At 67.4% G+C, this 26,907-nt stretch carries 29 protein-coding genes; 10 read left to right on the top strand and 19 right to left on the bottom strand.

The genetic code is table 11. The features are described 5' to 3' along the window. Positions 1–51 precede the first annotated feature (51 nt). The 4 genes from nusB to GU927_RS03620 form a co-directional block, all read right to left on the bottom strand. Positions 52–513 (bottom strand): transcription antitermination factor NusB, encoded by a 462-nt coding sequence (gene nusB, locus GU927_RS03635; RefSeq protein ID WP_161760995.1) that lies wholly within the window; start codon positions 511–513, stop codon positions 52–54. Next, positions 510–1,010, bottom strand: a complete 501-nt coding sequence (locus GU927_RS03630) for a 6,7-dimethyl-8-ribityllumazine synthase (protein ID WP_161760994.1) — start codon at positions 1,008–1,010, stop codon at positions 510–512. Before GU927_RS03630 ends, nusB begins: the two co-directional genes overlap by 4 nt. Position 1,011: 1 nt before the next feature. Then, the gene (gene ribB / locus GU927_RS03625) at positions 1,012–2,109 is read right to left on the bottom strand and encodes a 3,4-dihydroxy-2-butanone-4-phosphate synthase (RefSeq protein WP_161760993.1); all 1,098 of its coding nucleotides are present in this window, start codon (positions 2,107–2,109) and stop codon (positions 1,012–1,014) included. 178 nt (positions 2,110–2,287) lie between these two features. Further along, positions 2,288–2,887: a riboflavin synthase gene (locus tag GU927_RS03620; protein ID WP_161760992.1), complete on the bottom strand. Its 600-nt coding sequence runs from the start codon at positions 2,885–2,887 to the stop codon at positions 2,288–2,290. Positions 2,888–3,045: 158 nt separating this feature from the next. On the opposite strand from GU927_RS03620, the gene GU927_RS03615 reads away from it, so the two are divergent. The 3 genes from GU927_RS03615 to GU927_RS03605 all read left to right on the top strand — a co-directional run bounded on the left by GU927_RS03615 (position 3,046) and on the right by GU927_RS03605 (position 7,619). Further along, complete coding sequence (locus tag GU927_RS03615; RefSeq protein WP_161760991.1) at positions 3,046–4,338, top strand: capsule biosynthesis protein; 1,293 nt, start codon at positions 3,046–3,048, stop codon at positions 4,336–4,338. Between the two features lie 96 nt (positions 4,339–4,434). Next, the gene (locus GU927_RS03610) at positions 4,435–5,568 is read left to right on the top strand and encodes a polysaccharide biosynthesis/export family protein (RefSeq protein ID WP_217765517.1); all 1,134 of its coding nucleotides are present in this window, start codon (positions 4,435–4,437) and stop codon (positions 5,566–5,568) included. Between the two features lie 5 nt (positions 5,569–5,573). Beyond that, positions 5,574–7,619 (top strand): capsular polysaccharide biosynthesis protein, encoded by a 2,046-nt coding sequence (locus tag GU927_RS03605; RefSeq protein ID WP_232489113.1) that lies wholly within the window; start codon positions 5,574–5,576, stop codon positions 7,617–7,619. A gap of 351 nt (positions 7,620–7,970) precedes the next feature. Here the strand turns inward: GU927_RS03605 and GU927_RS03600 are convergent, their stop codons facing one another. Both GU927_RS03600 and GU927_RS03595 read right to left on the bottom strand, forming a co-directional pair. Continuing rightward, positions 7,971–8,468 carry a MarR family winged helix-turn-helix transcriptional regulator gene (locus GU927_RS03600; RefSeq protein ID WP_161760989.1) on the bottom strand — a complete coding sequence of 166 codons (498 nt, stop codon included), beginning with the start codon at positions 8,466–8,468 and terminating at the stop codon, positions 7,971–7,973. Positions 8,469–8,537: 69 nt separating this feature from the next. Next, on the bottom strand, positions 8,538–8,813 hold the full coding sequence (locus GU927_RS03595) for an FAD assembly factor SdhE (protein ID WP_161760988.1): 276 nt from the start codon (positions 8,811–8,813) through the stop codon (positions 8,538–8,540). Positions 8,814–8,899: 86 nt separating this feature from the next. On the opposite strand from GU927_RS03595, the gene GU927_RS03590 reads away from it, so the two are divergent. Both GU927_RS03590 and GU927_RS03585 read left to right on the top strand, forming a co-directional pair. Beyond that, a complete protein-coding gene (locus GU927_RS03590; RefSeq protein ID WP_161760987.1) occupies positions 8,900–10,102 on the top strand; it encodes a pyridoxal phosphate-dependent aminotransferase in 1,203 nt (400 codons plus the stop codon). An 11-nt stretch (positions 10,103–10,113) separates the two neighbouring features. Next, positions 10,114–10,530 (top strand): hypothetical protein, encoded by a 417-nt coding sequence (locus GU927_RS03585; protein ID WP_161760986.1) that lies wholly within the window; start codon positions 10,114–10,116, stop codon positions 10,528–10,530. A 109-nt stretch (positions 10,531–10,639) separates the two neighbouring features. Here GU927_RS03585 and GU927_RS03580 read toward each other — a convergent pair whose 3' ends face one another. The 4 genes from GU927_RS03580 to ppk2 form a co-directional block, all read right to left on the bottom strand. Further along, positions 10,640–12,016 carry an MATE family efflux transporter gene (locus GU927_RS03580; protein WP_161760985.1) on the bottom strand — a complete coding sequence of 459 codons (1,377 nt, stop codon included), beginning with the start codon at positions 12,014–12,016 and terminating at the stop codon, positions 10,640–10,642. A 183-nt stretch (positions 12,017–12,199) separates the two neighbouring features. Next, positions 12,200–13,132 (bottom strand): nickel/cobalt transporter, encoded by a 933-nt coding sequence (locus tag GU927_RS03575; RefSeq protein WP_161760984.1) that lies wholly within the window; start codon positions 13,130–13,132, stop codon positions 12,200–12,202. Next, complete coding sequence (locus tag GU927_RS03570; protein WP_161760983.1) at positions 13,117–13,746, bottom strand: DUF1007 family protein; 630 nt, start codon at positions 13,744–13,746, stop codon at positions 13,117–13,119. The genes GU927_RS03575 and GU927_RS03570 overlap by 16 nt, the downstream gene beginning before the upstream one ends. Before the next feature lie 63 nt (positions 13,747–13,809). Next, a complete protein-coding gene (gene ppk2, locus GU927_RS03565) occupies positions 13,810–14,754 on the bottom strand; it encodes a polyphosphate kinase 2 (RefSeq protein ID WP_161760982.1) in 945 nt (314 codons plus the stop codon). A gap of 152 nt (positions 14,755–14,906) precedes the next feature. Between ppk2 and GU927_RS03560 the strand changes: the two genes are divergently transcribed. Further along, positions 14,907–15,551 (top strand): glutathione S-transferase family protein, encoded by a 645-nt coding sequence (locus GU927_RS03560; RefSeq protein WP_161760981.1) that lies wholly within the window; start codon positions 14,907–14,909, stop codon positions 15,549–15,551. Positions 15,552–15,587: 36 nt separating this feature from the next. Here GU927_RS03560 and GU927_RS03555 read toward each other — a convergent pair whose 3' ends face one another. Continuing rightward, positions 15,588–15,878 (bottom strand): helix-turn-helix domain-containing protein, encoded by a 291-nt coding sequence (locus tag GU927_RS03555; protein WP_161760980.1) that lies wholly within the window; start codon positions 15,876–15,878, stop codon positions 15,588–15,590. Then, a complete protein-coding gene (locus GU927_RS03550; protein ID WP_161760979.1) occupies positions 15,862–16,212 on the bottom strand; it encodes a type II toxin-antitoxin system RelE/ParE family toxin in 351 nt (116 codons plus the stop codon). Before GU927_RS03550 ends, GU927_RS03555 begins: the two co-directional genes overlap by 17 nt. 255 nt (positions 16,213–16,467) lie before the next feature. On the opposite strand from GU927_RS03550, the gene GU927_RS03545 reads away from it, so the two are divergent. Beyond that, positions 16,468–16,734: a hypothetical protein gene (locus GU927_RS03545; RefSeq protein WP_161760978.1), complete on the top strand. Its 267-nt coding sequence runs from the start codon at positions 16,468–16,470 to the stop codon at positions 16,732–16,734. Positions 16,735–16,747: 13 nt separating this feature from the next. On the opposite strand, the gene parE is transcribed toward GU927_RS03545, so the two are convergent. Together parE and GU927_RS03535 are read right to left on the bottom strand one after the other, a co-directional pair. Continuing rightward, the gene (parE, locus tag GU927_RS03540; RefSeq protein WP_161760977.1) at positions 16,748–18,703 is read right to left on the bottom strand and encodes a DNA topoisomerase IV subunit B; all 1,956 of its coding nucleotides are present in this window, start codon (positions 18,701–18,703) and stop codon (positions 16,748–16,750) included. 99 nt (positions 18,704–18,802) lie between these two features. Continuing rightward, a complete protein-coding gene (locus GU927_RS03535; RefSeq protein WP_161760976.1) occupies positions 18,803–19,021 on the bottom strand; it encodes a hypothetical protein in 219 nt (72 codons plus the stop codon). Positions 19,022–19,112: 91 nt separating this feature from the next. Between GU927_RS03535 and GU927_RS03530 the strand changes: the two genes are divergently transcribed. Then, positions 19,113–19,997 carry an NAD-dependent epimerase/dehydratase family protein gene (locus GU927_RS03530; RefSeq protein ID WP_161760975.1) on the top strand — a complete coding sequence of 295 codons (885 nt, stop codon included), beginning with the start codon at positions 19,113–19,115 and terminating at the stop codon, positions 19,995–19,997. A gap of 132 nt (positions 19,998–20,129) precedes the next feature. On the opposite strand, the gene GU927_RS03525 is transcribed toward GU927_RS03530, so the two are convergent. From GU927_RS03525 to proS, 5 genes are all read right to left on the bottom strand, one after another. After that, entirely contained in the window at positions 20,130–20,549 is a 420-nt protein-coding gene (locus GU927_RS03525) for a c-type cytochrome (protein WP_161760974.1), read from the bottom strand. Positions 20,550–20,615: 66 nt separating this feature from the next. Beyond that, a complete protein-coding gene (locus GU927_RS03520; protein ID WP_161760973.1) occupies positions 20,616–21,293 on the bottom strand; it encodes an ABC transporter ATP-binding protein in 678 nt (225 codons plus the stop codon). Then, positions 21,286–22,569, bottom strand: a complete 1,284-nt coding sequence (locus GU927_RS03515; protein WP_161760972.1) for a lipoprotein-releasing ABC transporter permease subunit — start codon at positions 22,567–22,569, stop codon at positions 21,286–21,288. The genes GU927_RS03520 and GU927_RS03515 overlap by 8 nt, the downstream gene beginning before the upstream one ends. A gap of 106 nt (positions 22,570–22,675) precedes the next feature. Further along, a complete protein-coding gene (gene trhA, locus GU927_RS03510; protein WP_161760971.1) occupies positions 22,676–23,341 on the bottom strand; it encodes a PAQR family membrane homeostasis protein TrhA in 666 nt (221 codons plus the stop codon). Between the two features lie 185 nt (positions 23,342–23,526). After that, complete coding sequence (proS, locus tag GU927_RS03505; RefSeq protein ID WP_161760970.1) at positions 23,527–24,864, bottom strand: proline--tRNA ligase; 1,338 nt, start codon at positions 24,862–24,864, stop codon at positions 23,527–23,529. Between the two features lie 153 nt (positions 24,865–25,017). Between proS and GU927_RS03500 the strand changes: the two genes are divergently transcribed. Together GU927_RS03500 and GU927_RS03495 are read left to right on the top strand one after the other, a co-directional pair. After that, the gene (locus GU927_RS03500; RefSeq protein ID WP_161760969.1) at positions 25,018–26,106 is read left to right on the top strand and encodes an AI-2E family transporter; all 1,089 of its coding nucleotides are present in this window, start codon (positions 25,018–25,020) and stop codon (positions 26,104–26,106) included. Next, the gene (locus GU927_RS03495; RefSeq protein WP_161760968.1) at positions 26,103–26,783 is read left to right on the top strand and encodes a DnaA/Hda family protein; all 681 of its coding nucleotides are present in this window, start codon (positions 26,103–26,105) and stop codon (positions 26,781–26,783) included. Before GU927_RS03500 ends, GU927_RS03495 begins: the two co-directional genes overlap by 4 nt. Positions 26,784–26,907: the final 124 nt, after the last annotated feature.

Here is a 26,907-nt window from a genome sequence, read left to right as displayed (position 1 = left end):
CGCAGGTCGCGGCAAGGGCCCCGTTCGGGCGGAAATCAGCCACAAAAAGCGTCAGAAAGCCGCAGGCTTCGCCTCGCGCGCCATGTGGTCAAGGACGGCATTGACGAATTTCGACTCCTTCCCGTCCGGGAAAAAGGCCTTCGCGACCTCGACATATTCGTTGATCGCCACCTTGGGCGGGGTGTCCATGCCCACAAGCTCGGCGCCGGCCGCGCGGAACAGGGCGCGGATGACGGGGTCGATGCGGTCGATGGGCCATTTCGCAACCAGCGCGCGGTCGGTCATCTGGTCGATCTTCGCCTGCCAGTTCACCGCCCCGTCCACGACCTTGCGGAAATGCGCCGGATCGCCCTCGGCCATCTCGCCCTCTTCCAGCACCTCGCCGAAACGGTGCGTCTCGAACTCGCGTACCACGGATTCGACGGTCTGGCCCGTCGTCTCCATCTGGAACAGCGCCTGCACGGCATAAAGCCGCGCGGCCGATCTCATCTGCTTCTTGTCAGGCGCGCTCATGCCCGGAATCCGATCCCCTTGGTCTGGCCGGCCCACTTGCGCGAAAGCGCGACCAGATGCAAGGCCGCAGCCGCAGCCCCGCCGCCCTTGTCCTGCCCCTCGGGATCGGCGCGCACCTCGGCCTGCGGGCGGTTCTCCACCGTCAGGATGCCATTGCCGATGCAGGCCCCCTGCAACCCCAGCAGCGACAGCGCGCGGCTGGAATCGTTGCAGACCGTCTCGTAATGCGTCGTCTCGCCCCGGATCACACAGCCCAGCGCGACATAGCCGTCATATTTCGCCAGCCGTTCGGCCATGGCGATGGCCGAAGGCACCTCCAGCGCGCCGGGAACCTCCACCACCTCGACCTCGGCCCCCGCCTTTGCCGCGACCGTCCGTGCGCCCTTGATCAGGTTGTCCGCGATGTCGCGGTAATAGGGTGCCACCACGACCAGCAGGCGCACCGGCCTGTCGAACTGCGGCAGCGGCAGGATGTAATGCTGTTCCGCGCTTGCCATCTCAGGCCTCCCTGATCGCGCGCGTACCGGTGATGGTCAGACCATAGGCCTCCAGCCCCACCACCTTCGGCGCCTGCGAATTCGTCACCAGCGTGATCTGCGACAGGCCCAGCGCCGACAGGATCTGCGCGCCCAGCCCGTATTGCCGCAGCGTCTGGGGCGAATGTTCGCCCCCTTCGACCATCTTCATCGCCGTATCGCGCAGCAGGACCACCACGCCCCGCCCCTCGGCCGCGATCAGCCGCATGGCGGCGGGCAGGTCGCCGCCGCCACCGATGCCCAGCACATCCTCCAGCGGGTTGAGCGAATGGACACGCACCAGAACCGGCGCATCTCCCGTCAGATCCCCCTTGGTCAGGACCACATGCTCGGCCCCCTGCGTGTCATCCGAATAGATCCGCATCAGCCAGTCGCCGCCATGCACCGACTGCACGGCCTTCACGGCCTTTTCGTTGACCAGATTATCATGCCGCCGCCGATAGGCGATCAGGTCCGAGATGGTGCCGATCTTCAGCCCGTGCCGCTGGGCAAAGGTGATCAGGTCCGGCAGGCGCGCCATCGTGCCATCGTCGTTCATGATCTCGCAGATCACCCCCGACGGGTTCAGCCCCGCCAGACGGCTGACATCCACCGCCGCCTCGGTATGGCCTGCCCGCACCAGCACGCCCCCCTCGCGCGCCCGTAGCGGGAAGATATGCCCCGGCGTCGCGATATCCGCGGCCCCCTTCGTCGGATCGATCGCCACCGACACTGTCCGCGCGCGGTCCGCCGCCGAAATGCCCGTGGTCACCCCCTCGCGCGCCTCGATCGACAGCGTGAAGGCCGTCTCGTGGCGGCTCGAATTCTTCGGGCTCATCAGCGGCAGGCCCAGCGCGTCGATCCGCGCCCCCGGCATCGCCAGACAGATCAGCCCGCGCCCGTGGGTGGCCATGAAGTTGATCGCGCTCGGCGTGCACATCTGCGCGGGGATCACCAGATCGCCCTCGTTCTCGCGGTCCTCGTGATCCACCAGAATGAACATCCGCCCGTTGCGGGCATCCTCGATGATCTCTTCGGTCGAAGAGATCGCGTCGGAAAAGTCGGTCTTGGTCTGGCTCATGCGCGTTGCCCTTGCAGCTCTCTGCGCCGTCCTAGCGCGCAGCGCCACCAAAGGCCAGTGCAGAGGCGACGCACAAGTGCTGTGCATCGACACGACCGCAGGCTTCAGGCCGGTTCCGCATCGCGGGCAGCCCGCGTTCCGTCCCGCCCCGCGACCGCCGACTGCGCGCCGCGCCGCCTTACTGCCCCCAGTCCCGCAGCCGCGCCACATAGCGCGCCATCGTATCCACCTCGAGATTCACGCGGTCCCCCACCTTCACCCCGCCCCATGTCGTGGCCTTCTGCGTATGGGGGATGAAGTTGATCCCGAAATCCGTCCCCTCCACCTCGTTCACCGTCAGCGAGGTGCCGTTCAGCGCGACCGACCCCTTCGGCGCGATGAATCCGGCCAGCGCATGCGGCGCGCGGAAGGTCACGCGGACCGAGTCGCCCTCGCCCCGCACCGCCACCACCTCGGCCAGCCCGTCCACATGGCCCGACACGATATGCCCGCCCAGCTCGTCCCCGACCTTCAGCGCGCGTTCCAGATTGATCCGCGTGCCCTTGGCCCAATGGTCCAGATTGGTCTTGGACAGCGTCTCGGCGCTGATCTCCACATCGAACCAGTTGCGCGGCGCGCTGCCCAGCGCGATCACCGTCAGGCAGACCCCGTCACAGGCGATGGACGCCCCGATATCGATGCCGCCCACATCATAGCCCGTGCCGATCCGCGCCCGCAGGTCGCCCCGCCGCTCCGTCTCCAGCACCTCGCCGATATCCGTGACGATCCCCGTGAACATGCGCGCCTCCTGCCATCTGCTCCCCCAGACCTAGCCCCGCCCGCGCCGATGGGCAATCCCGCCCCAATTTTGCCGCGACCCTCCGTCATGGTGGAACGGGTAACGATTACACCCTATCCTGCCGTCATTGTGCAGGGGGGCCGTCCAGCGTGGGGCGCATGATGCGAGTTTCCGGCGAAAGCCGCAGTTTCCTGTTCCTGCAAGGGCCGCATGGTCCCTTCTTCCACCGTCTGGGCCGGATGCTGCGCGCCGCAGGCGCCACCGTCCACCGCGTGGGCTTCAACCGCGGGGATCAGGCCTTCTGGCCCGACCGCGCCAGCTACATCCCCTTCAAGGACGCGCCGGAGGATTGGCCCGCCACGCTCGACCGGCTCCTCGACGCGCATGGCGTCACCGACATCGTCCTTTACGGCGACACCCGCCCCGTCCATGCCACTGCCGTCGCCGCCGCCCGCAGCCGCGGCCTGACCGTCCATGTGTTCGAGGAAGGCTATCTCCGCCCCTACTGGGTCACCTATGAACGCGGCGGCTCGAACGGCCATTCCCGCCTGATGCGGCTCTCCGTGCCCGACATGCGCGCAGACCTCGCCCGATCCCCCGCGGACCAGCCCGACGCCCCCACCTCATGGGGCGACATGCGCCAGCACATGTTCTGGGGCGCGCTCTACCACTGGTTCGTCTTCGCGGGCTTCGCCAGCTACCCCCGCTTCCGCCCCCACCGGTCCCTCACCGTCTGGCAAGAGGCGAAGCTGCACCTGCGCCGCCTGTTCCTGCAACCCGTCCACCGCTGGGAACGCATCCTCAAGACGGCGGCGATCCGGCAAAGCGGGCATCCCTTCCACCTAGTCCTGCTGCAACTCGAACACGACGCCAGCTTCCGCACCCATTCCCCCTTCCGCTCGATGACCGAATTCCTCGCCGTCGTCATGGACGGCTTCGCCAAGGGCGCGGCACCCCACCACCACCTCGTGTTCAAGGCCCACCCGCTGGAAGATGGCCGCGCCCCGATCCGCTCCGAAATCACCCGCCTCGCCCGCCTTCACGGCGTCGCGTCCCGTGTCCACTACATCCCGGGCGGCAAGCTCGCGCAGCTTCTCAACCTCGCCCGCTCGGCCATCACCGTGAACTCCACCGCGGGCCAGCAGGTGCTCTGGCGCGGCCTGCCGCTGCGCACCTTCGGCGACGCGGTCTATGCCAAGCCGGAATTCGTCAGCCACCAGCCCCTGCCCGACTTCTTCGCCCAGCCCGCGCGCCCCGACCTGCGCGCCTATCGCGACTACCGCCGCTATCTTCTGGAAACCTCACAGGTCCCGGGCGGCTTCTACTCGGCCCGCGGCCGCCGCGAACTCCTGCGCCACGTCACAGACATGATGCTCGCTCCCGACGATCCCTATGACGCACTGCGCCTCGGCATCGCGGCCCATCGGCAACAGTTGCACCCCGCCGACTGACCGGCAAACAGAGTATTTGCCAGATTCCCCCATCCTCCTGTAGGGTTGTCGGCAAAACTTGAGGCAAACTCCACCCAAGGAGCCCGAGCAGTGAAAATGTCGGTATCTACCGGGGCCAGGGCCGTGGCCCTTGTCGTGCTTGTGGGCACGGTCGCAGCCTGCGGCCTGCCCCGCAGCGGCCCCACCAAGAAGGAACTCTTCGCAGGCTCCGTCCTGCGCGAAGGCGACGCCTTCGTCGTGACGGTCAACAGCCGCGTCACGCAGGCCACCGCGGTCACCCCCTCGCTCGGCTTCTCGGGCAGCTTCATGACCGCGGGCCGCATCGGCTCCGACACCATCGCGGCGGGCGACCGGCTGTCGGTCACCGTCTATGAAAACGTCAAGGACGACCCGCTTCTCGGCAATACCGGCCAGCGCCTGTCGCAGCTTCAGGAATTGCAGGTCGACGGCGAAGGCTTCATCTTCATTCCCTATGCCGGCCGCATCCGCGCCGCCGGTGCCACGCCCGAGGAATTGCGCACCGAGATCGCCGCCAAACTCGACCCCCAGACCCCCGACCCGCAGGTCATCGTCCAGCGCGTCGCGGGCGATGGCGCGACCGTCACCGTCTCCGGCTCTGCCGGCCAGCAGGGCGTCTTCCCGATCGAACGGCCCACCCGCACCCTGTCGGCCATGGTGGCCCGCGCGGGCGGCGTGACCATCGACCCCGAAACCGCCATCGTCCGCCTGACCCGCCACGGCCAGACCGGCAAGGTCTGGCTGCTCGACCTCTACGAAGACCCGCGCCTCGACATCGCGCTACGCCCCGGCGACCAGATCGTGATCGAGGAAGACACCCGCGCCTTCGTCGCCATGGGCGCGACCGGCGCACAGAACCGCGTGCCCTTCGAAAGCCAGAACCTCTCCGCGATCGAGGCGCTGGCCATCGTCGGCGGGCTGAACACCAACCTCGCCGACCCGACCGGCGTCTTCGTCCTGCGCAACGAACCGGCCGAAATCGCCAATGTCGTGCTTGGCCGCAACGACCTCGTCGGCGCGCAGCGGATGATCTACGTCCTCGACCTGACCCAGCCCACCGGCATGTTCGAGGCGCGCGATTTCCTGATCCGCGACGGCGACACGGTCTATGTCACCGAAGCCCCCTACGTGCAGTGGCAAAAGACCATCGGCGCGCTGACCGGCACGGCCACGGCCGCAGACTCGCTCACCAGCGCGGCCGGCGGCAACTGACGCCCGTGTCGCGCAGCGCCGACAGCACCGCCGGGGAAATTCCCCGGCGTCTGCGCTATCTGAACGGCGGTTTCCTGAACCCCGCCCTGCGCCGCATCCTCGCCGCCGCAGGGCACGAGTTGCGCTTCGGCCTGCCCCGCCCGGGCGAAGGCGTGGCAGTCTGGGGCCGCTCTCCCACCGCCGGACGCGGCGAACGCGCCGCCGCCCGCAGCGGCGCCCCCCTGATCCGGATCGAGGATGCCTTCCTCCGATCGCTCCGCCCCGGCCGTCAGGGCGACGCGCCGCTCGGCCTGCTGATCGACCCGTGGGGGGTGCATTTCGACCCCTCCGCCCCCTCGCTGACCGAGCGCCTCCTCGCCACCAATCCCTTGGACGATTCCAACCTTCTGTCCCGTGCAAGGGACGGAATAGCCCGTCTCATCGCCTCAGACCTGTCAAAATACAACATCCACGACCCCGACCTGCCGCCCCCTCCCGCGGGCTATGTCCTCCTCCTCGACCAGACCCGCGGCGATGCCTCGATCCGCCATTCCGGTGCCTCGGCCACCACCTTCGCCACCATGCTCGTGCAGGCGCGCGAGGAACATCCCTCCGCCCGCATCCTCATCAAGACCCATCCCGAAACCCGCCTCGGCCTGCGCGCGGGCCATTTCGACGCCGCCACCCTGCCCCCTGGCGTCACCCTCTGCACCGATGCCGTCTCGCCGTGGAAACTGCTCGAAGGGGCCATCGCCGTCTACACCGTCTCCTCCCAGATGGGGTTCGAGGCGATCCTCGCCGGCCACCGCCCCCGCGTCTTCGGCCAGCCCTTCTATGCGGGCTGGGGCCTGACCGCCGATGAACACGCCTTCCCCCGCCGCAAGCGCACCCTCACCCGCGCGCAACTCTTTGCCGCCGCGATGATCCTTGCGCCCACATGGTTCGACCCCTGCCGCCAACGCCTGTGCACCTTCGAAGAGGCGGTGGACCAGCTCGAAGCCGACACCTTCGCATGGCGGCAGGATCGCCACGGCCATGTCGCGCCGGGACTGCGGCTGTGGAAACGCCGCCCCCTGCAACAGGTCTTCGGCCAGCACCGCCCGATGGTCTTTGCCCGCAGCCCCGATCAGGCCGCCCGCATCGCCGACGCCACCGGCCGCCGCCTTCTCCTCTGGGGCACCGCCTTTCCCGACCTGCCCGCCACGCGCATCGAGGACGGCTTCCTCCGCTCCCGCGGCCTCGGCGCCGACCTGATCCCGCCCCTCTCCCTCGTCACCGACGACACCGGCCTCTACTTCGACCCGACCCGCGAAAGCCGCCTCGAACGGCTCATCCTCGCCCCGCCCCCCGCAGGCGGCATCGCGCGCGCCGAACGGCTGGTCGCGCGCCTTACCGCGCTGGGCCTGTCCAAATACAACCTCCCCGCCGCCCCCCTGCCCGACCTGCCCGCAGGCCACCGCATCCTCGTCCCCGGACAGGTCGAGGATGACGCCTCCATCCGCCTCGGCGCGGGCGAGATCCGCACCAACCGCGCCCTGCTGGAAACCGTCCGCGCCGCCAATCCTGACGCCACCATCCTCTACAAACCCCATCCCGACGTCGAGGCGGGCCTCCGCCCCGGCGCGATCCCGCCTGCGGACCTCGCCGCGCTGGCCGATGCCGTGCTGCACCATGCCGACCCCCTCGCCCTCGTCGCCGCCAGTGACGAGGTCTGGACCATCACCTCCACCCTCGGATTCGAGGCGCTGCTCAGGGGCAAGCCCGTCACCACCCTCGGCGCGCCCTTCTATGCCGGATGGGGCCTGACCCGCGACCTCGGCCCCGTGCCACCCCGCCGCCTGCGCCGCCCCGACGGCAGCCTGCAACCGCGCCCGACACTGGCCGCACTGGCCCACGCCGCCCTGATCGCCTATCCGCGCTATTTCGATCCCGTCACCCGCCGCCCCTGCCCGCCCGAAGTCGCCCTCGACCGCCTCGCACAAGGCCCGATCCCGCATCCCGGCCTGCCCAACCGCCTGCTGGCAAAGCTTCAGGGCGCCCTCGCAGGCCATGCCTGGCTCTGGCGTCGCTAGGGCGGAGTTTGACGCAAACTCCGCGCAAATTCCTGACGCAGGAATTTGCCCCGCGCCCCCGCCCGGACCAACGCCCCCTCTCCGCGCCGTGGCGGAACCGGAATTTGCGTCAACGGTGGCGGAACCGGAATTTGCGTCAAATTCCGCCGCGAAGTCTGCGCCAGACTTCGCCCGCGCCCCCCGCCGCAACGTTCAGGCAAGGGAAACCTTTGCAGCCTTCCCGCCGCATCCGCACGACTCCATCCCCCCGAAAAACAAAAAACCGAAGCCTGCGCCCCGGTCCCCGATCCTGTCGCAACGTCACACCCTGCTGGGAACGCCGACCCGTTCTAGGTCGCGCCCCTTCGCGCCTCAGTAGATATAGCGGATCTGGTCCAGCCAGAACCGCTCCGTGCGGCGCAGGCCCTGCCCGACCCCGTCCAGCATGGCCATGTCCAGCACCGCCTTGCGATGCATCAGCCCCGCATGGCGCCCGAACAACTCCGCAATCACCGCGCGCAGCCTGCGCCCCTTCTCGGTCAGGCGCACCCGCACCGACCGGCGGTCCACGTCAGACCGCTGATGGTGCATATACCCCGCCTCGACCAGCTTCTTCAGGTTATAGCTGACATTCGATCCCTGATAGAACCCGCGGCTCTTCAACTCTCCCGCGCTGACCTCGTTCTCGCCGATGTTGAACAGCAGCAACCCCTGCACGGGGTTGACCTCCACCACACCCAGCCGCTCGAACTCGTCCTTGATCACGTCCAGCAACAGGCGGTGCAGCCGCTCCACCAGCCCCAGCATTTCCAGATACTCCGCGTGAAAGGCCCGTTCCGACCCGTCCAGCACCGTTTCCTGCATCGTCATGGCAAACCTCCGTCTCGCCGCCAATGGGCAGAGACTCGGTCGAAATTGCCAAAATCCGGTAAAGGCGGCTCAGCCCTTCGCCGCCAGCCGCCCCCGCGCAAAGGCGGCGATCTCGGCCAGCAGCGCCGCGATGGTCGCGGGCGGCTCGGCCTGACCCAGAATCCACGACATCAGATCCTGATCGTTCTCGGCCAGCAAAAGGTCATAGACCCGCAGCCGTTCCTCATCCAGCCCCGCCAGATGCGCGTCGGCCCATGGCCCCAGCACAAGGTCCATCTCCTTGGTCCCGCGCCGCCAGCTCCGCATCGCCATCCGCTTCAGGCGTGCCTCCGCCGTCTCTGTCATGCCCTGCCCCGTTCCAGCTTGAACCGCACTCGGCCGCACCCTAAGACAGCACGCGACCGAACTCCACCCTGCCACCAGAGGTAACCATGGCCTTCCTGTCCGACACGCTCGCCCGGGTGAAACCCTCGCCCACCATCGCGGTGACGAACAAGGCGCGCGAACTGGCCGCCGAAGGGCGCGACATCATCGGCCTCGGCGCGGGCGAGCCGGATTTCGACACGCCCCAGAACATCAAGGACGCGGCCAAACGCGCCATCGATGCTGGCAAGACCAAATACACCGCCGTGGACGGCATCCCCGAACTCAAGGCCGCCATCTGCAACAAATTCCTGCGCGAGAACGGCCTGACCTACACCCCCGCCCAGATCACCGTGGGCACCGGCGGCAAGCAGACCCTCTACAACGCCTTCATGGCCACCCTGAACCCGGGGGACGAGGTCATCATCCCCGCCCCCTACTGGGTCAGCTATCCCGACATGGTCCTTCTGGCGGGCGGCACCCCCGTCCCCGTCGTGGCGGGGATCGAGACGCAGTTCAAACTGACCCCCGCCCAGCTCGAGGCGGCGATCACCCCCAAGACCAAGTGGTTCATCTTCAACTCCCCCTCCAACCCCACCGGCGCGGGCTACACGCGCGAGGAATTGAAGGGCCTGACCGACGTCCTGATGCGCCACCCGCATGTCTGGGTGATGTCGGACGACATGTACGAACACCTCGTCTTCGACGATTTCAAGTTCTGCACCCCCGCCGAAATCGAACCGGGCCTCTACGACCGCACCCTCACCTGCAACGGCGTGTCCAAGTCCTACGCCATGACCGGCTGGCGCATCGGCTATGCCGCGGGCCCCGTGGCCCTGATCAGGGCGATGGGCACGATCCAGTCGCAATCCACCTCCAACCCCTCCTCCGTCTCGCAATATGCCGCGCTCGAGGCGCTGACCGGCCCGCAGGATTTCCTGGCCGAGAACCGCGCGGTCTTCCAGCGTCGCCGCGATCTGGTCGTCTCCATGCTTAATCAGGCCAAGGGCATCACCTGCCCCGTGCCTGAAGGCGCCTTCTACGTCTATCCCGACATCTCGGCCTGCATCGGCAAGGCCACGGCGGGCGGCAAGATCATCACCAATGACGAAGTCTTTGCCGACGCGCTGCTGGAAGAAACCGGTGTCGCGGTGGTCTTCGGCGCCGCCTTCGGCCTTTCCCCCAACTTCCGCGTCAGCTACGCTACCTCCGACGCGGTATTGGCCGAGGCATGCTCCCGTATCCAGAAGTTCTGCGCGGGGCTGGTTTGAGGGATTGGTGAATGGCGGGCGATCTGCCGGATTACTATTTCCGCATCCGCGAGAACGGCGCCGTCGTGTTCAAGGTCGATACCGAGAACCGCCAGCGCCGGATCGAGCTGGACGAGATCGCCACCGTCAACATCCGCAACGGCAACATCAAGCCGCATGGCGACCGCGCATTGTCCGATGAGGAACGCCGCGTGATCACGGACTGGATGGCGGCCCGTACCGCCACCCTCGCCCGCCGCGACATGGACGACATCCACCGCGCCATCGACCACCTGAACCTCACCGCGCAATGGGTCCAAAGCCGCGCGACCGACGAGGAACTGGACGAGGTGACGGATGCCCTCCTCCTTGCCATGCACGACCTGCGCTCGGTGCTGGTCCGGCGCAAGGCCGACCGCATCACCAAGGGCACCAAAGCCGCAGAGTAGGGCGGGGTTCACCCCGCCACGCCCGCCCCCCGTCGGGCGGCGTCCCCCCACCAAACCCACCCGTAGGGCGGGGATCACCCCGCCACGCGCACGCCCCCCCGTACGGCATTTACCCCGCCAAACCCGCCACCATCCCGCGCCGCCGATACCCCGCCCAGAACCGCCACATCAGCCCCGTCGACGCAAAGACCAGCCCCACCACCAGCCCCAGCCAGACCCCCACCGCCCCCCAGCCAAGGCCAAAGGCCAGCACATAGCTCGACGGTATCCCGATCCCCCAGTAACTCACCGCCGCCAGCGCCATCGGCACCTTGGTGTCCTGCACCCCCCTCAGCAGACCCAGCGCCATCACCTGCATCGCATCGGCCAGCTGGAACAGCGCGGCCAGCGCCAGCAGGACCGTTCCCATCACCACGATCTGCGCGCTCTCGGGTTTTGCCATGTCCAGAAACAGCGCGATGATCGGCGCGGGGATCACAAGGAACAGCACCACCATCGCCAGCCCGAACAGCACCGACAGCGCGATCCCCACCAGCCCCCCGTCCCGCATCCCGCGCATGTCGCCCGACCCGTCGGCATGGGCGGTGCGGATCGTCACCGCATTGGACAGGCCCAGATGCACCATGAAGGCAAGCGCCGCCACCTCCATCGCGATCCCGTGCGCGGCCAGTTCCACCGTCCCGATCCAGCCCATCATCAAGGCGCTCGCCTGAAACATGCCGCTCTCCGCCAATCCGGTCAGCCCGATGGGCCAGCCCAGCCGGAACACCCGCCCCATCGCCACAAGGTCCGCCCGCCAGAACCGCTGCCACAGCCGGAACCGCCGCAACGCGGGCAGCCAGCCGGCATAAAGCCCCAACGCCAGCACGCTCGCCCCCTGCACGACCAGCGTGGCCAGCGCGGCCCCCCGCACCCCCATCTCGGGCGCGCCCCAATTGCCGAAGATGAAGGCCCAGTTCATCCCCACGTTCAGAACCACCGCCCCCAGCGTCACCCACAGCACGACCTGCGTCCGCCCCAGCGCCGCCAGATAGCTCTTCAAAGCCATGACCATCAGCGCAGGGATCATCCCCAACCCCGCGATCCGCAGGTAATCCTGCCCCAGCGCCGCCACCTCCGCCTTCTGGCCAAGCGCCAGCAGCACCGGCCCCGACCACCAGAACAGCGGATAGCAAACCAGCCCGTACAGGATCGACAGCCACAGCCCCATCCGCGTGTCGCGCCTGACCTGCGTCTCGTCCCCCTCGGCCAGCGCCGCGGCCACCATCGGCATCACCGCCTGCGCGAAACCGGACCCGAGGATGAAGATGACAAAGAAACTCGACGCGCCCAGCACGGTCGCCGCCAGTTCGGTGACGCCATACCAGCCCATCATCACCGTATCGGCCACATGCAGCGCCATCTGCGCCAGATGGCTGCCGACAAGCGGCAGTCCCAGCGCCAGCGTCACCCGCGCGTGCTGCCTATAGGTCAGGGGTTGCGTCATGCCACCGGCTTACCGCCCCGCGCCAACCGGAACAAGCCACCACCCACGCCGCAGCGCGGCGCAGCGTTTTCTGACGCAGAAAACGCGCCGGAAAATGACGCATTTTCCGGATCCGCCCCCTCGCCACGCCTCCCCGACGTTTTCTGCGCCAGACAACGGCGCGAAATCTGCGTCAGATTTCGCCTATCCGACCGCCCGCATCATCCCCGCCGCAAAGGCGGCGATCACCGCCCCGCCCGCCATCTCCACCACCGGCAGCACGCGCCAGACCCGCGCCTCGCCCAATCCCGCCAGCGCCCCCTCGCGGGACCAGACGGCCAGCACGGCCACCGCCACGGTGACGACCGCCACGCCCAGCCCCATGGCAAAGGCCCCCGCCACACCTGCCGACCCGATCCCCATCTGGAAGGTCAGGACCAGCAGGAACAGCGCCCCCGAACAGGGCCGGACAGCCACCCCCCCGATCAGCGCCAGCGTGTCGCGCCAGCCCTTTGCCTCGGCCACCTCCGCCGCGCTCGGCCCATGGGCATGGCCGCAGCCACAGTCCTCATCATGGTGGTGGTCATGGCCATGGTGATGATCGTGATGAGCATGGTCATGGTCCCCCACCCCGCCCGCCCGCACCTGCCGCATCACCCCGCGCCCGCCCCGCCAGACCAGCCACAGCCCGATCGCCCCGATTGCCGCCCAGCTCACCGCGGCCAGCGCCCCCTCGGCCAGCCCCACCATCCGCTCGCGCCCCCAGCCCAGCGCCAGCACGCCGGCATAGACCAGCCCCACCGCCACCCCCGCCTGCGCCAGCGACGCCGCCAGCGCCACGACAGACAGCCGCAGCACTGGCACCCGCCGCGCCACGCCATAGCCGCCGATCACGAATTTCCCGTGCCCCGGCCCCGCCGCATGCACCACGCCATAGCCGAAACACACCGCCAGCAGCCCGCCCCAGGCCGCAGGCTCGCCCGCCTTCACCGCCCGCACCGCCCCCGCCAGCGGCGCCTGCAAGGCCCGCTGCGCCTCGGCCGCCAGTCGCCCCAGCGCGTCGAAGCCGCCCATAAACCACACCAGCGCCAGCCCCGCCGCCACGCCGATCCCCGCCAGCGTCAGGACGCGCCGCATGTCACCCGCACCTCCTGCGCGAAAGCCTCTCCCACCTCGGGGAAACCCATCTCGACATCGACATCCGCCGGTATCTCCGCCAGCGCCGCCTGCAAATCGCGCTCCGCCTCCGTCAGGTCCGGCGCGATGATCTCGGTCGCGCAGCCGCCAGCCGTCACCTCGCGGATGGTGTATTCGGTGTAATAGGTCGGATCGTAATTCTTCACGACCAGCAGCCCCGCCACCGGACGGCCCAGATCGCGGATATGGGACGACACGATCCGCCCCCCCTCATACCGCGCCACCCCGTCGCGCGGCCCCGACAGCGCGACCGGCTCCTCCCCCGCAAAGGCATAGGTATCCCCGGGAAATCCCGGCTCCCAGTTCATGTCGAACCCCTGCAGCGCCGCCGTCTCCGCCCCGGTCAGGCTGCCGTCGCCATCAGGGTCCAGCCCCCGCTCCGTCACCAGCACCAGCGAGAAGAACGGGTCATAGGTCCAGGTCACCCGCAGCGACACCGCCCGCCCCTCGCCGTCGCGGATCACCTCCAGCGCGGTCTCCATGAAGACATGCGGATGCGCGAAGGCAGGCCCCGCCAGCGCCACCATCCCCGCCACTGCCACAGCCAGACGCATCACCCCTCCGGACCCGCTCACGGGTCCAGAGTTAGGCCGCAGCCCCCGCCCCCGCAACCACCCTCAGCGGCGAACCGCCGGATGCATCGCGGTATCGAGGATATGCCCCGCCCCGTGGATCACCTGCGACGCCCGCCCCACGATCAGCGGGTCCGGCGTGCCGATCACCGACCAGTCCTTTTCGGGATAGTCCACTGTGGACAGGAAATGCCGCATCGCGTTCAGCCGCGCGCGCTTCTTGTCGTCGGACTTGACGATGATCCACGGCGCGTCCGCCGTGTCGGTATAGAAGAACATCGCCTCCTTCGCCTCGGTGTACTCCTCCCACTTGTCCAGCGACGCCTTGTCGATGGGCGACAGCTTCCAGCGTTTCAGCGGGTCGGTCGCGCGCGCCTCGAAGCGCTTCCTCTGCTCCTCGCGGGTGACGGAAAACCAGTATTTGTGCAGCCTGATCCCCGACCGGACCAGCATCCGCTCCAGCTCCGGCACCTGCCGCATGAATTCAAGGTATTCGGAGGGCGAGCAGAAGCCCATCACCCGCTCCACCCCCGCGCGGTTGTACCAGCTGCGGTCGTAGAACACCATTTCACCGGCGGTGGGCAGATGCGCGATATAGCGTTGAAAGAACCACTGCCCCTTTTCCACATCCGACGGCTTGGTAAGCGCGCAGACGCGGGCATAGCGGGGGTTCAGATGTTCCATGAACCGCTTGATCGTGCCGCCCTTTCCGGCCGCATCGCGCCCTTCCATCAGGATGACGAATTTCTCGCCCGTCTCCTGCGCCCAGATCTGCACCTTCAGAAGCTCGGCCTGCAGCGCCGCCTTCTCCTCCTCATAGGCCTTGCGGCCCATCGGGCGGTGATAGGGATAGACGCCCCCCTCGAAGGCCGCGCGGATCGTGTCGGCATCGACGGTCGGATATCGCGTCGGCCCCTGCGGATGGTCATCCGGCACGGGCGCCACCGCCGTGGCTGCGGTTTCGGTCAGGGTCACGCTGTCGCCGTCCATCGGGGCCTCCCTCTCGGATTGATCGCGCCCCACCTGCCACGGATCGCCCCGCCCCGCCTTGATCCCCGTCAATCCGCCGCGCGAAACCCGTTTGCCTTGCACGGGGGCCACGCTACCCTCGGCCCCGACACTCGCTGCCAAAGGTCCAACCGATGATCACGCTCTACGGCGTCTACCGCTCCCGCGCCTCGCGCCCGCTCTGGGTGCTGTTCGAATCCGGCACGCCCTTCACCCATGTGCCCGTGATCCAGGCCTACCGCCTGCCCGATCCCAAGGCCCCCGACGCGCCCCTCAACACGACCAGCGCGGAGTTTCTCAAGATCAACCCGCAGGGCCAGATCCCCGCCATGACCGACGGCGACCTGACGCTGACCGAAAGTCTCGGCATCGCCACCTACCTCGCGCGGCGCTACGGCGGCCCGCTCGGCCCGCAGACGGACGCGGACTCGGCGCTGATCGACCAGTGGATGCTGCTCGCCGCCACCGCCATCGAAACCCCCGCGCTGGAAATCCTGCAGGCACCGCAGGTCGCCATGGGCGAAGGCATCACCGCCGTCGCGGCCGAGAAACTCCGCCGCCCCCTCGCCCGCCTGAACGCGCATCTGCGGGGCCGCGACTGGCTTCTGGGCGACCGCTTCACCGTGGCCGACATCACGGTTGCCGAATGTGTCCGCTACGCACAGGGCCACCCCGGCCTGCTCGCCGAATTCCCCGAGGTGCACCGCTGGCTCACCACCGCACAGGCCCGACCGGCGTTTCAGCGGATGTGGGCCGGCCGCATGGCCGAACCGGCATGAGGCGCAGGATGGGCGACAGCGCCCATCCGCCCCCCCCTACCCCAGCATCCGCTGCACGATTCCCGGGTCCTTCGCGATCAGCGCCAGCAGCACACGCGCCGGCCCGTCCGGCCTGCGCCGCGCCTGCTCCCAATTCAGCAGCGTGCCCTTGCTCACCCCGATGGAGCGGGCAAACTCCGCCTGACTGAGACCGGTACTCGCCCGGATCGCGCGGACATCGGGGGCGGGAACGTCGATATGGTGGGTGACGCTGCCTTCGGTCTGGCCCTTCAGATAGGCCTCTGCTTCCTTCAGGCCGCGCATGATGCTGTCAAATGCTTCGCTCATTCCTGCCTCCGTAGGTCCGGGCGATGCGTTCGCCCGCCATCTGCATCAACGCCTGTTCCGCCGGGGTCAGGTTGGCCTTGCCGGACTTGGCAAAGACCGAGAGCAGGAACACCGGCAGCCCCCGACCCGGCGCGTAAAAGTGGATCGAACGAAAGCCCCCGCTCTTTCCACCACCTCCCCGCGCAACGCGAAGCTTCCTCAGACCACCGCCGAGAGCGACGCCCGCCTCCGGATCGGCGGGAAGGATGCTGACAAGGGCAATGCGCTCCTCCTCGCTGATCACCGCCTTTGCCTGCCGCAGGAATTCCGAAGTCTCCACCACCGTCACCAACATGCCTTCACCGTGAAGTATGCGCCATTGGCGTATGTGTCAATGGCTTATGGGTTCGGGTGGGGAGTGTGGGATGGGGAGAGTTAAGGTGGGGTTAAGGGAAACCCCGCCCCGGGCTTGACCCGGGGCCTCTCTACCCACTGTTGCGATGGCTGCTAGCGGAACTCCCGATCAATCGCGAGACAGGGGTTCGCCCATTGCGCAAGGCACCGTCAACGTATCAACTAGGGAGATAGTGCCGAAACCAGGAGAACACTTGTGAGTAATGAACGCTTTGACGCTGCTTATGCACTAGCACAATCCGCGATGGCTTCCTTAAAAGCCTCTGTTCGTACAGTCCTGCTGCATGGTCCGGCAGAAGGAATGAAGAACGCAGAACTCGGACGGACCCTCGGCATCTATTCCGGGCACGTGGACCATGAAGGCCATATCTCACGCACCATTCTGGCCATGATGGAACGTGAGGGCGTGGTGGAACAGGATGAAACCACAAAGAAATGGCGGCTCCGCCGTCATGTGGACTGAATGTCGGCAGACCTCACACATCCAACTCCTCCACAAACCGAGCGTTCTCCTGGATGTATTGGAACCGCAGCTCCGGCTTCTTGCCCATCAGGCGTTCCACCAGATCGCCCGTCTCGCCCGGCGCGTCCTCGTCGATCGACACGCGGATCAGCTTGCGGCTTCTGGGGTCCATCGTCGTGTCCTTCAGGTCCTTGGCATCCATCTCGCCCAGCCCCTTGAACCGCTGCACGTCGATCTTGCCCTTGCCGCCCAGACCCTTGGCCAGCCACTCCTCCTTCTCGGCGTCCGAGGCGACATAGATCCGCCGCGCCCCCTGCGTCAGACGGTACAGCGGCGGGCAGGCCAGATAGAGATGCCCCTTGTCGATCAGCGGCCGCATCTGCGTGAAGAAGAAGGTCATCAAGAGGCTCGCGATATGCGCGCCGTCCACATCGGCATCGGTCATGATGATGATCTTGTCATAGCGCAGGTCGTCGACCTTGAACTTCGTGCCCATCCCCACGCCCAGCGCCTCGCAGATGTCGCGGATCTCGCTGTTGTCATGCAGCTTGGCAGAAGCCGCGCCCAGCACGTTCAGGATCTTCCCCTTCAACGGCAACAGCGCCTGCGTCTCGCGGTCCCGCGCCCCCTTGGCCGACCCGCCCGCGCTGTCGCCCTCGACGATGAACAGCTCCGTCCCCTCGCGCGATTTCGCCGTGCAATCGGTCAGCTTGCCGGGCAGGCGCAGCCGCTTGGTCGCGGATTTCCGCGCCGTCTCCTTCTCCTGCCGCCGCCGCAACCGCTCTTCCGCGCGCAGCACGAGGAAATCGAGGATCGCCCCCGCCGATTTCGTATCCGCCGCCAGCCAGTTGTCGAAATGGTCGCGCACCGCGCCTTCCACCCATTTCGCAGCCTCCTCCGTGGCCAGACGGTCCTTAGTCTGCCCCACGAATTGCGGCTCGCGGATGAAACAGGACACCAGCGCGCAGCCCCCCGCGATCAGGTCGTCGCGGGTGATCAGCTCGGCCTTGCGGTTCTTCACCAAGTCGCCATAGGCCCGTATCCCCTTCAGGATCGCCGCCCAGAACCCGCCCTCATGCGTGCCGCCCTCGGGCGTCGGCACCGTGTTGCAATAGGACTGGATGAACCCGTCCCGCGCGGGCGTCCAGTTGATCGCCCATTCCACCGATCCCGGCACGTTGTATTTCTCGGTGAAACTCACCTTCCCGGCAAAGGGCCGGTCGGCATAGGTGGATGTCTTGGCCAACTGGTCCGACAGGTAATCCGCCAGCCCCCCGGGGAAGTGGAACACCGCCTCCAGCGGCGTCTCGCCATCGTTGATCGCGGATTTCCAGCGGATTTCCACGCCCGAAAACAGATAGGCCTTCGACCGCACCATCTTCAGAAGCCGCGCCGGCTTGAAGGTCTGCGACCCGAAGATCTCGGCATCCGCATGGAAGGTCACGGACGTGCCCCGCCGGTTCGGTGCGGGCCCCACCTTCTCCACCGGCCCCTTCGGTATCCCGCGCGAAAACTCCTGAGCGAAAAGCTCGCGGTTGCGCGCCACTTCGACCCGCATGTGATCGGACAGCGCATTCACCACCGACGCCCCCACCCCGTGCAACCCGCCCGAGGTCGCATAGGCATCGCCCCCGAACTTGCCCCCCGCATGCAGCGTGCACAGGATCACCTCCAGCGCCGACTTGCCGGGAAACTTCGGATGCGGGTCGATCGGAATGCCCCGCCCGTTGTCGCGGATCGTCACGGCGTAATCGGCGTGCAACTCCACCTCGATCCGCGTGGCATGGCCCGCCACCGCCTCGTCCATCGAGTTGTCGAGGATTTCCGCCACCAGATGGTGCAGCGCGCGTTCATCCGTGCCGCCGATATACATGCCCGGCCGCTTGCGCACCGGCTCCAGCCCTTCCAGCACCTCGATGGAGGACGCGTTGTAGGACTGCTCTCCGGCGGAAAGAAGGTCGTTTGCCATGCGCTGTGCTCGATTCTTTTTGGGTGCCCTCGGGGCCGCGATTAGAGCATTGCGCGGGGGGCGGGCGCAAGATGTGGGGGTCAGACCACGCCGCGCCGATCAACCGGCGGCCATCACCCTATCGGCCTGACCGGCAAGATAGCGACGCATCGCCAGCGCCGGATCCTCGTCCGGAAAGGCCAGCAGGTCCGGCGGCACGATGTATCCGATCGTTGCGCCATGCCTGCGTATCGCAACGGGCCGCCCTCCGGCGGCATCCAGAACCCGGCCGGGGTTCCGCATTTCCGTCAGCGAAGCGGTGTGAACCGGATTTTCCATCGGCGCGACCCTTGCCTTTGCCCGGAAAGATGACTGTTCTGTCGACAAGCGCAAGCACGGCGCACGACATTGGTAAACGGAGGATGACGCAATGCGGGTTCTGTTCACGGGCGGTTCGGGCAAGGCGGGCAAGCATGTGGTGGCCTATCTGGCCGCGCAGGGCCACCGCGTGGTGAACGTGGACCGCGTGCCCCTCAACCATCCCGGCGTGCATGATTTCATCGCTGACATCACCGATGCGGGGCAGATGTTTTCCGTCATGTCCGGCCATGCGGGCTATGACGAGCTGGACGACGGCCCCGCGAAACCCTTCGACGCCGTGGTCCATTTCGCCGCCATCCCGCGGCTGATGATGTGCGCCGATACCGAAACCTACCGCGTCAACGTCATGGGCACCTACAACGTGATCGAGGCGGCGGTGAAACTCGGCATCCGCAAGATCGTCATCGCCTCCTCCGAGACGACCTATGGCGTCTGCTTCTCCGAAGGCGTGGTCGATCCCAAGGTGCTGCCCCTGGACGAGGACTATGACATCGACCCGATGGACAGCTACGGCATGTCCAAGAAGGTGAACGAGGTGACGGCGCGCAGCTTCCAGCGCCGCTCGGGCGCGGATATCTACGCGCTACGCATCGGCAACGTGATCGAACCCCACGAATACGCCACCGTCTTCCCCCCGCTCAAGGACGACCCCGGCCTGCGCCGCCGCATCACCTTCAGCTATATCGACGCCCGCGATCTGGGCCAGATCGTCGACCTCTGCCTCGCGAAATCGGGCCTCGGCTTTCAGGTGTTCAACGCGGTCAACGACACCAACTCCACCCCGCAGCCGAACAGCGAACTCCTCGCCCGCTTCTTCCCCAACGTCCCCCTATCGCGCGAGGTGGGGCCTTACGAAAGCCTGCTCTCCAACCGCAAGATCCGCGATGTTCTGGGGTTCAAGGAACAGCACAACTGGCGCGACTACGTGAAGTGACGCCCTGCGGGATGGGCAATCCTGCCCGTCCCGCGCCTTGCGCCAGCGCACAGAACTACGCCTAACCGCGTAATGCGTGCGAAAATCGCGTATGTACAGTTTGCGGCACAGCCGTCTGCACAACCGTCGGTCCTATTTCTGAAGCACCTTCAGATACTCCGCCAGCTCGACCAGCCGCACCGGCGTCGGCGTCTCGATCCCGTCGCCGCCGTCATAGGGCACCAGCGCCCCGTCCAGCAGCGCGGCGAATTGCGGCATGACCCGATCGCCTTCCTTGCCACCGGTATAGCCCCAGATCTGCGCCATCACCCGCGTCGTCGGGAACAGCCCGCCATTGCGCGCCGACAGCCCCGTCAGGTCCGCAGGCTTTTGCGCCAGCCCCGCCGCCATCTCGCCGTCACCGACCCCGCCAGCCCCGTGGCACCCCGCGCAGAACGCGGCATAATCCGCCGCGCCCGATGTCTGCGGCTCTGCCCCGCCCTGCGGCAGGACACAGGCCGCCAGCCCGAAAAGCGCCGCCATGCCAAGGGGATAAAGGAACACGCGCTGCATCTGGGCCTCCGTTCAACGTGGTTAAGGCGCAGCAAACCACGAAGCGCACGCCGCATCAAGGCGCGCTCAGACCACCCGCCCCTGATCCAGCCGCACCACACGGTCCATCCGCGCCGCCAACTCCAGATTATGCGTGGCGATCAACGCCGAAAGCCCCGTCTCGCGCACCAGTTCCATCAGCGCCGAGAACACCTGCTCCGACGTGGCAGGGTCCAGATTTCCCGTCGGCTCGTCCGCCAGCAACAGCTTCGGCGCATTGGCCAGCGCGCGGCAGAAGGCCACCCGCTGCTGCTCGCCCCCCGACAGCGCCGCAGGCCGGTGATCCGCCCGTGCGGCCACGCCCACCCGCCCCAGCAGATCGCGCCCCCGCGCCTCGGCCTCGCGCTGCGCGACGCCATTGGCAAGCTGGGGTAACACGATGTTTTCCAAGGCGGAAAACTCCGGCAGCAGGTGGTGGAACTGGTAGATGAACCCCACCTCCGCCCGCCGCGCCTCGGTCCGCGTGCGGTCAGACAGCCCCCCCATCTCGCGCCCGCCATGGACCACACGGCCCCTATCCGGCGTGTCCAGCAACCCCGCGATATGCAAAAGCGTCGACTTCCCCGCCCCGCTGGGTGCGACCAGCGCCACCACCTCGCCCCGCGCCACCGACAGCGTCGCGCCGCGCAGCACGATCACCTCGGACGGCTTGCCGCGGTTATAGCCCTTCTCGATCCCCTCCAGAACCAGCGCCGCCTCACTCATAGCGCAGCGCCTCCACAGGGTTCATCCGCGCCGCCCGCCGCGCGGGAAACAGCGTGACGACAAAGGACAAGAACAGCGACAGCCCCACCGCCGACAGCACATCGCCCACCTGCAACTTGGCAGGCAGCGCATAGATGCCGCGGATCGACGGATCCCAGACCCCGCCCCCCGCCATGTAGTTCACGAAGGAAAAGATCGGGTCGATATAGATGGCGAAAAGGCACCCCAGCACCACCCCCGCCGCCGTCCCGACCAGCCCCGTCGAAGCCCCGCAGATGAAGAACACCCGCAGCACCGCCCCCTCGGTCAGGCCCATGGTCCGCAGGATGCCGATGTCCCGCCCCTTGTTTTTGACCAGCATGATCAGCCCCGAGATGATGTTCATCGACGCGATCAGCACGAGGATCGACAGGATGACGAACATGATGTTGTCCTCCACATCCAGCGCCCGCAGGAAGGACCCCGCGCTGTCGCGCCATGTCCACAGCATCCCCTCGGGCCCTGCCGCGCCCAGCAGGGCGGGGGCCAGATCGTCCACCTTCTCCGGTTCGACCACCATCACCTCGATCTCGTCGGCGCGGCCTTCCTTGTTGAAATAGGACTGCGCCTCGTCAAAGGGCATGTAGATGCGGGTGCGGTCGATGTCATAGCGGCCGGCGGTAAAGATATAGACCACCTCATAGGCATTGACCCGCGGGCTGGTGCCGAATGCGGTCTTGACCCCCGAAGGCGCGATGACCCGCAGCCGGTCGCCCAGCCCCACGCCCAATTCGCGCGCGATGCCCGACCCGATGGCGATCCCTTGGGCAAAGCGGCCCACATCGCCCTCGGCCTCGGCCCCGCGGCCCACGCGGGGGATCGCCTCCAGATCGGCGGGGCGGATGCCAAAGACCTCGGCCCCCGTCGACCCCTCGCCCGCGGTGACCATGACCTGACCCTTGATCAGCGGCGCCGCCCGCGTGACGCCTTCGACCCCTGCCAGCCGCGCGGCCAGCGCGTCATAATCGTCAAACCCCCGCACAAGCTGGCCGTTCTCGGTCACGCGGCCCGTGGAATAGACCGTCACATGGGCATTGGCCCCAAGGATCGTGTCGACGAATTCCGCGCGAAACCCCGCGCGGACGGCCAGCGTGGCGATCAGGGCAAAGACGGCCAGCGTGATGCCCACAAGGCTGATCCATGTCATCACCGACACGCCGCCCTCGGCCCGCCGCGCCCGCAGATAGCGCCACGCGATCATCCATTCAAAGCGCGAGAAGGGGGCAGTTACCGCCATGTCCAGCCTGTCCAGACGCCCCGCAGGGCAGATGCGCGCGGACCTTGTCCGCAACGCCCCCCAAGGTCAAGCCACGCCCCCGTGAAACGGACGCGTCGGGGATGGTTCACCCCGCAACCGCCACTGCCACCGCCGCGAAATGCAGCCCCGCCGCCACCGCCACGAACAGATGCCAGATCGCGTTGTGGAATTTCAGCCCGTGCCAGCGGTAGAACCCCACCCCCGCCACATAGGTCACCCCGCCCAGCACCAGCAGCCACAGCGAAACCCCCGGCAGCGCCTCGCGCGCCGGCCCCACGGCGGCAACGCCCACCCAGCCCAGCGCGATATAGGCCAGCACCGACAGCCTGTCATAGCGCCCCGGCAGCGCGATCTTGACCACCGCGCCAAGGATGGCCCCGCACCAGACCACCCCCGCCAGCACGGCGGCAAAGCGCCAGTCCTCGAACTGCACCACCACTGCCGTATAGGTGCCTGCGATCATCACATAGATGGCCGAATGGTCGAACCGCCGCAGCACCCATTTCAGCGCCGAATTCGGCACCATGTTATAGGCCAGCGAAAAGCCGAACATGGCGAAATACCCCGCCGCATAGACCGCCAGCGCCGCGAAGAGCCCCACCTCGCCCCGCCCCAGCACATGGCCCAGCAGCACCGCAAAGGCGATCACCCCCGCCAGCAACGCCACCGCATGGACGATCCCGTCCGCCAGCAACTCGCCGGCGGAAAAGGGTCGCTTCTTCAGGCGTGGATGGTCGGCGGGCAGCGACATTCAGAGATCTCCGTAACTCCATCCGGCAGGATGCGCCGCCGCACGGAAAGGTCAACGCGACATCCCGTGCCCTGACGCCACGTCACGCCAGCCTCGGAAACGGGTACGGGTTCCCGCACATGCATGAAGAAGGGGAAAGGGCACAGCCCTTTCCCCGAATTTTCGCCAGAAAATTCGTCCGCCGGTCACCGCCCCGCGTAGATCTGCGCGATCCGGTCCACCGCCGCCTCGGGCGACATCTCCTCGCTTTCGCCCGTCCGGCGCGAGGTGACTTCCACCACGCCATTCGCCAGCCCGCGCGGGCCGACCGTGATCCGCCACGGCAGGCCGATCAGGTCCATCGTGGCGAACTTCGCCCCCGCCCGTTCGTCGCGGTCGTCATACAGCGCCTCCAGCCCCCGCGCGGCCAGCGCCTTGTAAAGCCCCTCGCAGGCCGCATCCGCCGCGCCATCGCCCTGCTTGAGGTTCACGATGCCCACAGGGAAGGGCGTCACACCCTCGGGCCAGATGATCCCCTTGTCGTCATGGCTCGCCTCGATGATCGCGCCCAACAGACGCGACACGCCGATCCCGTGCGACCCCATCTCGACCGGCACACGCGACCCGTCTGCCGTGACGACCGTCGCCCCCATCGACTCGGAATACTTGGTCCCGAAATAGAAGATCTGCCCGACCTCGATCCCGCGCCCGACCTTGCGGTGCGCCTCGGGCACGCCCGCGAACACCGCCTCGTCATGCGTCTCGTCGGTGCGGGCATAAAGGGTGGTGAACTCCTCGCAGACCTTCGCCACCTGTGCGCGGTCGTCATAGTCGATGTCCCGCGCGCCCAGCTTCAGCCCCGTCACGCGGTCGTCATAGAACACCTCGGACTCGCCCGTCTGCGCCAGCACGAGGAATTCATGCGTATTGTCCCCCCCGATGGGGCCAGAGGCCGCGCGCATCGGAATGGCGGTCAGACCCATCCGCTCATAGGTCCGCAGATAGGAAACCATGTGCCGGTTATAGGCATGCAGCGCCGAGTCCCGATCCACGTCAAAGTTATACCCGTCCTTCATCAGGAACTCGCGCCCGCGCATCACGCCGAAACGCGGCCGCATCTCGTCGCGGAACTTCCACTGGATATGGTAAAGCGTCAGCGGCAGGTCCTTGTAGCTGTTCACATGGGCGCGGAAGATGTCGGTGATCATCTCCTCGTTCGTGGGCCCATAGAGCATCTCGCGCTTCTGCCGGTCGGTGATCCGCAGCATCTCCTGCCCGTAATCGTCGTACCGCCCCGACTCCCGCCACAGGTCCGCCGGTTGCAGCGTGGGCATCAGCAGCGGGATATGCCCCGCCCGCACCTGCTCCTGATGCACGATCTCCTCGATCCGGCGCAGCACGCGATAACCCAGCGGCAACCAGGAATAGATCCCCGCCGCCTGCTGCTTGATCATCCCCGCCCGCAGCATGTAGCGGTGCGACACGATCTGCGCCTCGGCAGGGTTTTCCTTCAGGACGGGCAGGAAGTAGCGGGTCAGACGCATGGGACGGGCCTCGTGTGAAACGTTCGGCACGTTCCTAGCGGGAAGCGGCGGGGCAGGCAACAGCGCCGCACCCTGCCACGCCTTGCGACCCAATCCCCTTGCGCCGCGTCGCGGCAATGGTGATATGCTCCCCGCACAGCGAAAGGCGTGACAATGGCCCTGCCCGTCCGGCAACAGCTTCTCTACTGGGGGATCGCCTCGGCGGTGTTCCTCATCCTGCTCTGGGCGCTTGGCAATGTCATGCTGCCGTTTCTGGTCGGTGGGGCCATCGCATATTTCCTCGATCCGGTGGCCGACAGGCTGGAACGGGCCGGACTGTCGCGGGTCGGCGCGACGGTCACCATCTCGCTCGTGGCGCTGCTGATCGCGGTCCTTCTTATCCTTGCCATCATCCCCACCCTGATCCAGCAGCTCACGGGCCTCATCAACGCCGCCCCCGAGATTGCCCAGCGCCTGCAGACCTTCCTGACCGAACGCTTCCCCGAACTCTCGGACAGCACCTCGACCATGCGCCAGACCCTCGCCCAGATCGCCGAGGGGATACAGGCCAAGGGCGGCCAGCTTGCCGAGACGCTGATCTCCTCGGCCATGTCTCTGGTGTCGGCGGTGATCTTCATCGTCGTGGTGCCGGTCGTGGCCTTCTACATGCTGCTCGACTGGGACCACATGGTGGCCAAGATCGACAGCCTCCTGCCCCGCGACCATGCGCCAACGATCCGCAGGCTGGGGAACGAGATCAACGCGGTCCTCGCGGGCTTCGTGCGCGGGCAATTGTCCGTCTGCCTGCTGCTCGGCACCTTCTATTCCATCGCGCTGATGCTGGCGGGCCTGCAATTCGGCCTGATCGTGGGGGCCATCGCGGGCGCGATCACCTTCATCCCTTACGTAGGCTCCTTGGTGGGCGGGGCGCTGGCCATCGGGCTTGCGCTGTTCCAGTTCTGGGGCGACTGGGTGTCGATCGCCATCATCGCGGGCATCTTCGCCGCGGGGCAATTCTTCGAAGGCAACATCCTGACGCCGAAACTGGTGGGCAATTCCGTGGGCCTGCACCCCGTCTGGCTGCTCTTCGCGCTTTCGGCCTTCGGCTCGCTCTTCGGGTTCGTGGGGATGCTGGTGGCCGTCCCCGTCGCCGCCGCCATCGGCGTCTTCGCCCGCTTCGGCATCCAGCAATACCATGCAAGCCTGCTCTACAAAGGCTATGCCGGCCGCGCCCAGCCCCCCGAGGACGAGGCGGCCGAGTGATCCGCCAGCTTGCCTTCGACCTGCCCGTGGCCGAAACCTTCCGCCGCGAGGATTTCTTCATCTCCCCCGCCAACGCCCCCGCGCTGGCCGCCATCGACGGCTGGCAGGCCTGGCCCAGTGCCAAGATGCTGGTCGTGGGGCCGCGGGGCAGCGGCAAGACCCACCTCGCCCATATCTGGGCGCAGCAGACAGGCGCGGCGCTGGTGCGCGGCGCAGCGCTGGCCGATGCCGACATCCCCAGCCTGACCGCCGCCGGCCCCGTCGCGGTCGAGGATGCCGAAACCGTCGCCGGCAACCGCGCGGCCGAGGCCGCCTTCTTCCACCTGCACAACATCGTCACCCAAGGGGCGGCCCTGCTCGTCACCGCCACCAGACCCCCGCGCGACTGGGGGCTGACGCTGCCCGACCTTGCCAGCCGCCTGATGGCCGCGCCCCTGACCCGCCTCGACGCGCCCGACGACGCGCTCCTGTCGGCGGTGCTGGTCAAGCTCTTCTCCGACCGCCAGATCGTGGTGCCGCCGAACCTGATTCCCTACATGGTCCTGCGGATGGAACGCTCGCTCGCCGCCGCACGGCAACTGGTGGCGGCGCTCGACGCCGTCGCACTGGCGCAGGGCCGCCCCGTCACCCGCCAGCTTGCCGCCGACCTGATCGGCCGCGACGTGGCATATCCGTAGGACGGGCAAGACCGCCCATCCCGCCCCCTGCATCACACCGGCCCGCTTCCCCGCTGGACAGTCCCGCCCCGCGATGCTCACATGGCCGCATGTCACAGAACCGTCGCATGTCTCCGGTAGCCCC

The sequence above is a fragment of the Paragemmobacter amnigenus genome (assembly GCF_009908265.2).
Taxonomy (GTDB): Bacteria; Pseudomonadota; Alphaproteobacteria; order Rhodobacterales; family Rhodobacteraceae; genus Paragemmobacter; species Paragemmobacter amnigenus.
The sequence above is the reverse complement of the archived record's forward strand: the minus strand, read 5'-3'. Positions and strand labels throughout refer to the sequence as shown.

Coding starts and splice junctions, on each gene's coding strand:
- nusB (WP_161760995.1), bottom strand. CDS start 513: ATGAGCGCGCCTGACAAGAAGCAGATGAGATCGGCCGCGCGGCTTTAT.
- GU927_RS03630 (WP_161760994.1), bottom strand. CDS start 1,010: ATGGCAAGCGCGGAACAGCATTACATCCTGCCGCTGCCGCAGTTCGAC.
- ribB (WP_161760993.1), bottom strand. CDS start 2,109: ATGAGCCAGACCAAGACCGACTTTTCCGACGCGATCTCTTCGACCGAA.
- GU927_RS03620 (WP_161760992.1), bottom strand. CDS start 2,887: ATGTTCACGGGGATCGTCACGGATATCGGCGAGGTGCTGGAGACGGAG.
- GU927_RS03615 (WP_161760991.1), top strand. CDS start 3,046: ATGATGCGAGTTTCCGGCGAAAGCCGCAGTTTCCTGTTCCTGCAAGGG.
- GU927_RS03610 (WP_217765517.1), top strand. CDS start 4,435: ATGTCGGTATCTACCGGGGCCAGGGCCGTGGCCCTTGTCGTGCTTGTG.
- GU927_RS03600 (WP_161760989.1), bottom strand. CDS start 8,468: ATGACGATGCAGGAAACGGTGCTGGACGGGTCGGAACGGGCCTTTCAC.
- GU927_RS03595 (WP_161760988.1), bottom strand. CDS start 8,813: ATGACAGAGACGGCGGAGGCACGCCTGAAGCGGATGGCGATGCGGAGC.
- GU927_RS03590 (WP_161760987.1), top strand. CDS start 8,900: ATGGCCTTCCTGTCCGACACGCTCGCCCGGGTGAAACCCTCGCCCACC.
- GU927_RS03585 (WP_161760986.1), top strand. CDS start 10,114: ATGGCGGGCGATCTGCCGGATTACTATTTCCGCATCCGCGAGAACGGC.
- GU927_RS03580 (WP_161760985.1), bottom strand. CDS start 12,016: ATGACGCAACCCCTGACCTATAGGCAGCACGCGCGGGTGACGCTGGCG.
- GU927_RS03575 (WP_161760984.1), bottom strand. CDS start 13,132: ATGCGGCGCGTCCTGACGCTGGCGGGGATCGGCGTGGCGGCGGGGCTG.
- GU927_RS03570 (WP_161760983.1), bottom strand. CDS start 13,746: ATGCGTCTGGCTGTGGCAGTGGCGGGGATGGTGGCGCTGGCGGGGCCT.
- ppk2 (WP_161760982.1), bottom strand. CDS start 14,754: ATGGACGGCGACAGCGTGACCCTGACCGAAACCGCAGCCACGGCGGTG.
- GU927_RS03560 (WP_161760981.1), top strand. CDS start 14,907: ATGATCACGCTCTACGGCGTCTACCGCTCCCGCGCCTCGCGCCCGCTC.
- GU927_RS03555 (WP_161760980.1), bottom strand. CDS start 15,878: ATGAGCGAAGCATTTGACAGCATCATGCGCGGCCTGAAGGAAGCAGAG.
- GU927_RS03550 (WP_161760979.1), bottom strand. CDS start 16,212: ATGTTGGTGACGGTGGTGGAGACTTCGGAATTCCTGCGGCAGGCAAAG.
- parE (WP_161760977.1), bottom strand. CDS start 18,703: ATGGCAAACGACCTTCTTTCCGCCGGAGAGCAGTCCTACAACGCGTCC.
- GU927_RS03535 (WP_161760976.1), bottom strand. CDS start 19,021: ATGGAAAATCCGGTTCACACCGCTTCGCTGACGGAAATGCGGAACCCC.
- GU927_RS03530 (WP_161760975.1), top strand. CDS start 19,113: ATGCGGGTTCTGTTCACGGGCGGTTCGGGCAAGGCGGGCAAGCATGTG.
- GU927_RS03525 (WP_161760974.1), bottom strand. CDS start 20,549: ATGCAGCGCGTGTTCCTTTATCCCCTTGGCATGGCGGCGCTTTTCGGG.
- GU927_RS03520 (WP_161760973.1), bottom strand. CDS start 21,293: ATGAGTGAGGCGGCGCTGGTTCTGGAGGGGATCGAGAAGGGCTATAAC.
- GU927_RS03515 (WP_161760972.1), bottom strand. CDS start 22,569: ATGGCGGTAACTGCCCCCTTCTCGCGCTTTGAATGGATGATCGCGTGG.
- trhA (WP_161760971.1), bottom strand. CDS start 23,341: ATGTCGCTGCCCGCCGACCATCCACGCCTGAAGAAGCGACCCTTTTCC.
- proS (WP_161760970.1), bottom strand. CDS start 24,864: ATGCGTCTGACCCGCTACTTCCTGCCCGTCCTGAAGGAAAACCCTGCC.
- GU927_RS03500 (WP_161760969.1), top strand. CDS start 25,018: ATGGCCCTGCCCGTCCGGCAACAGCTTCTCTACTGGGGGATCGCCTCG.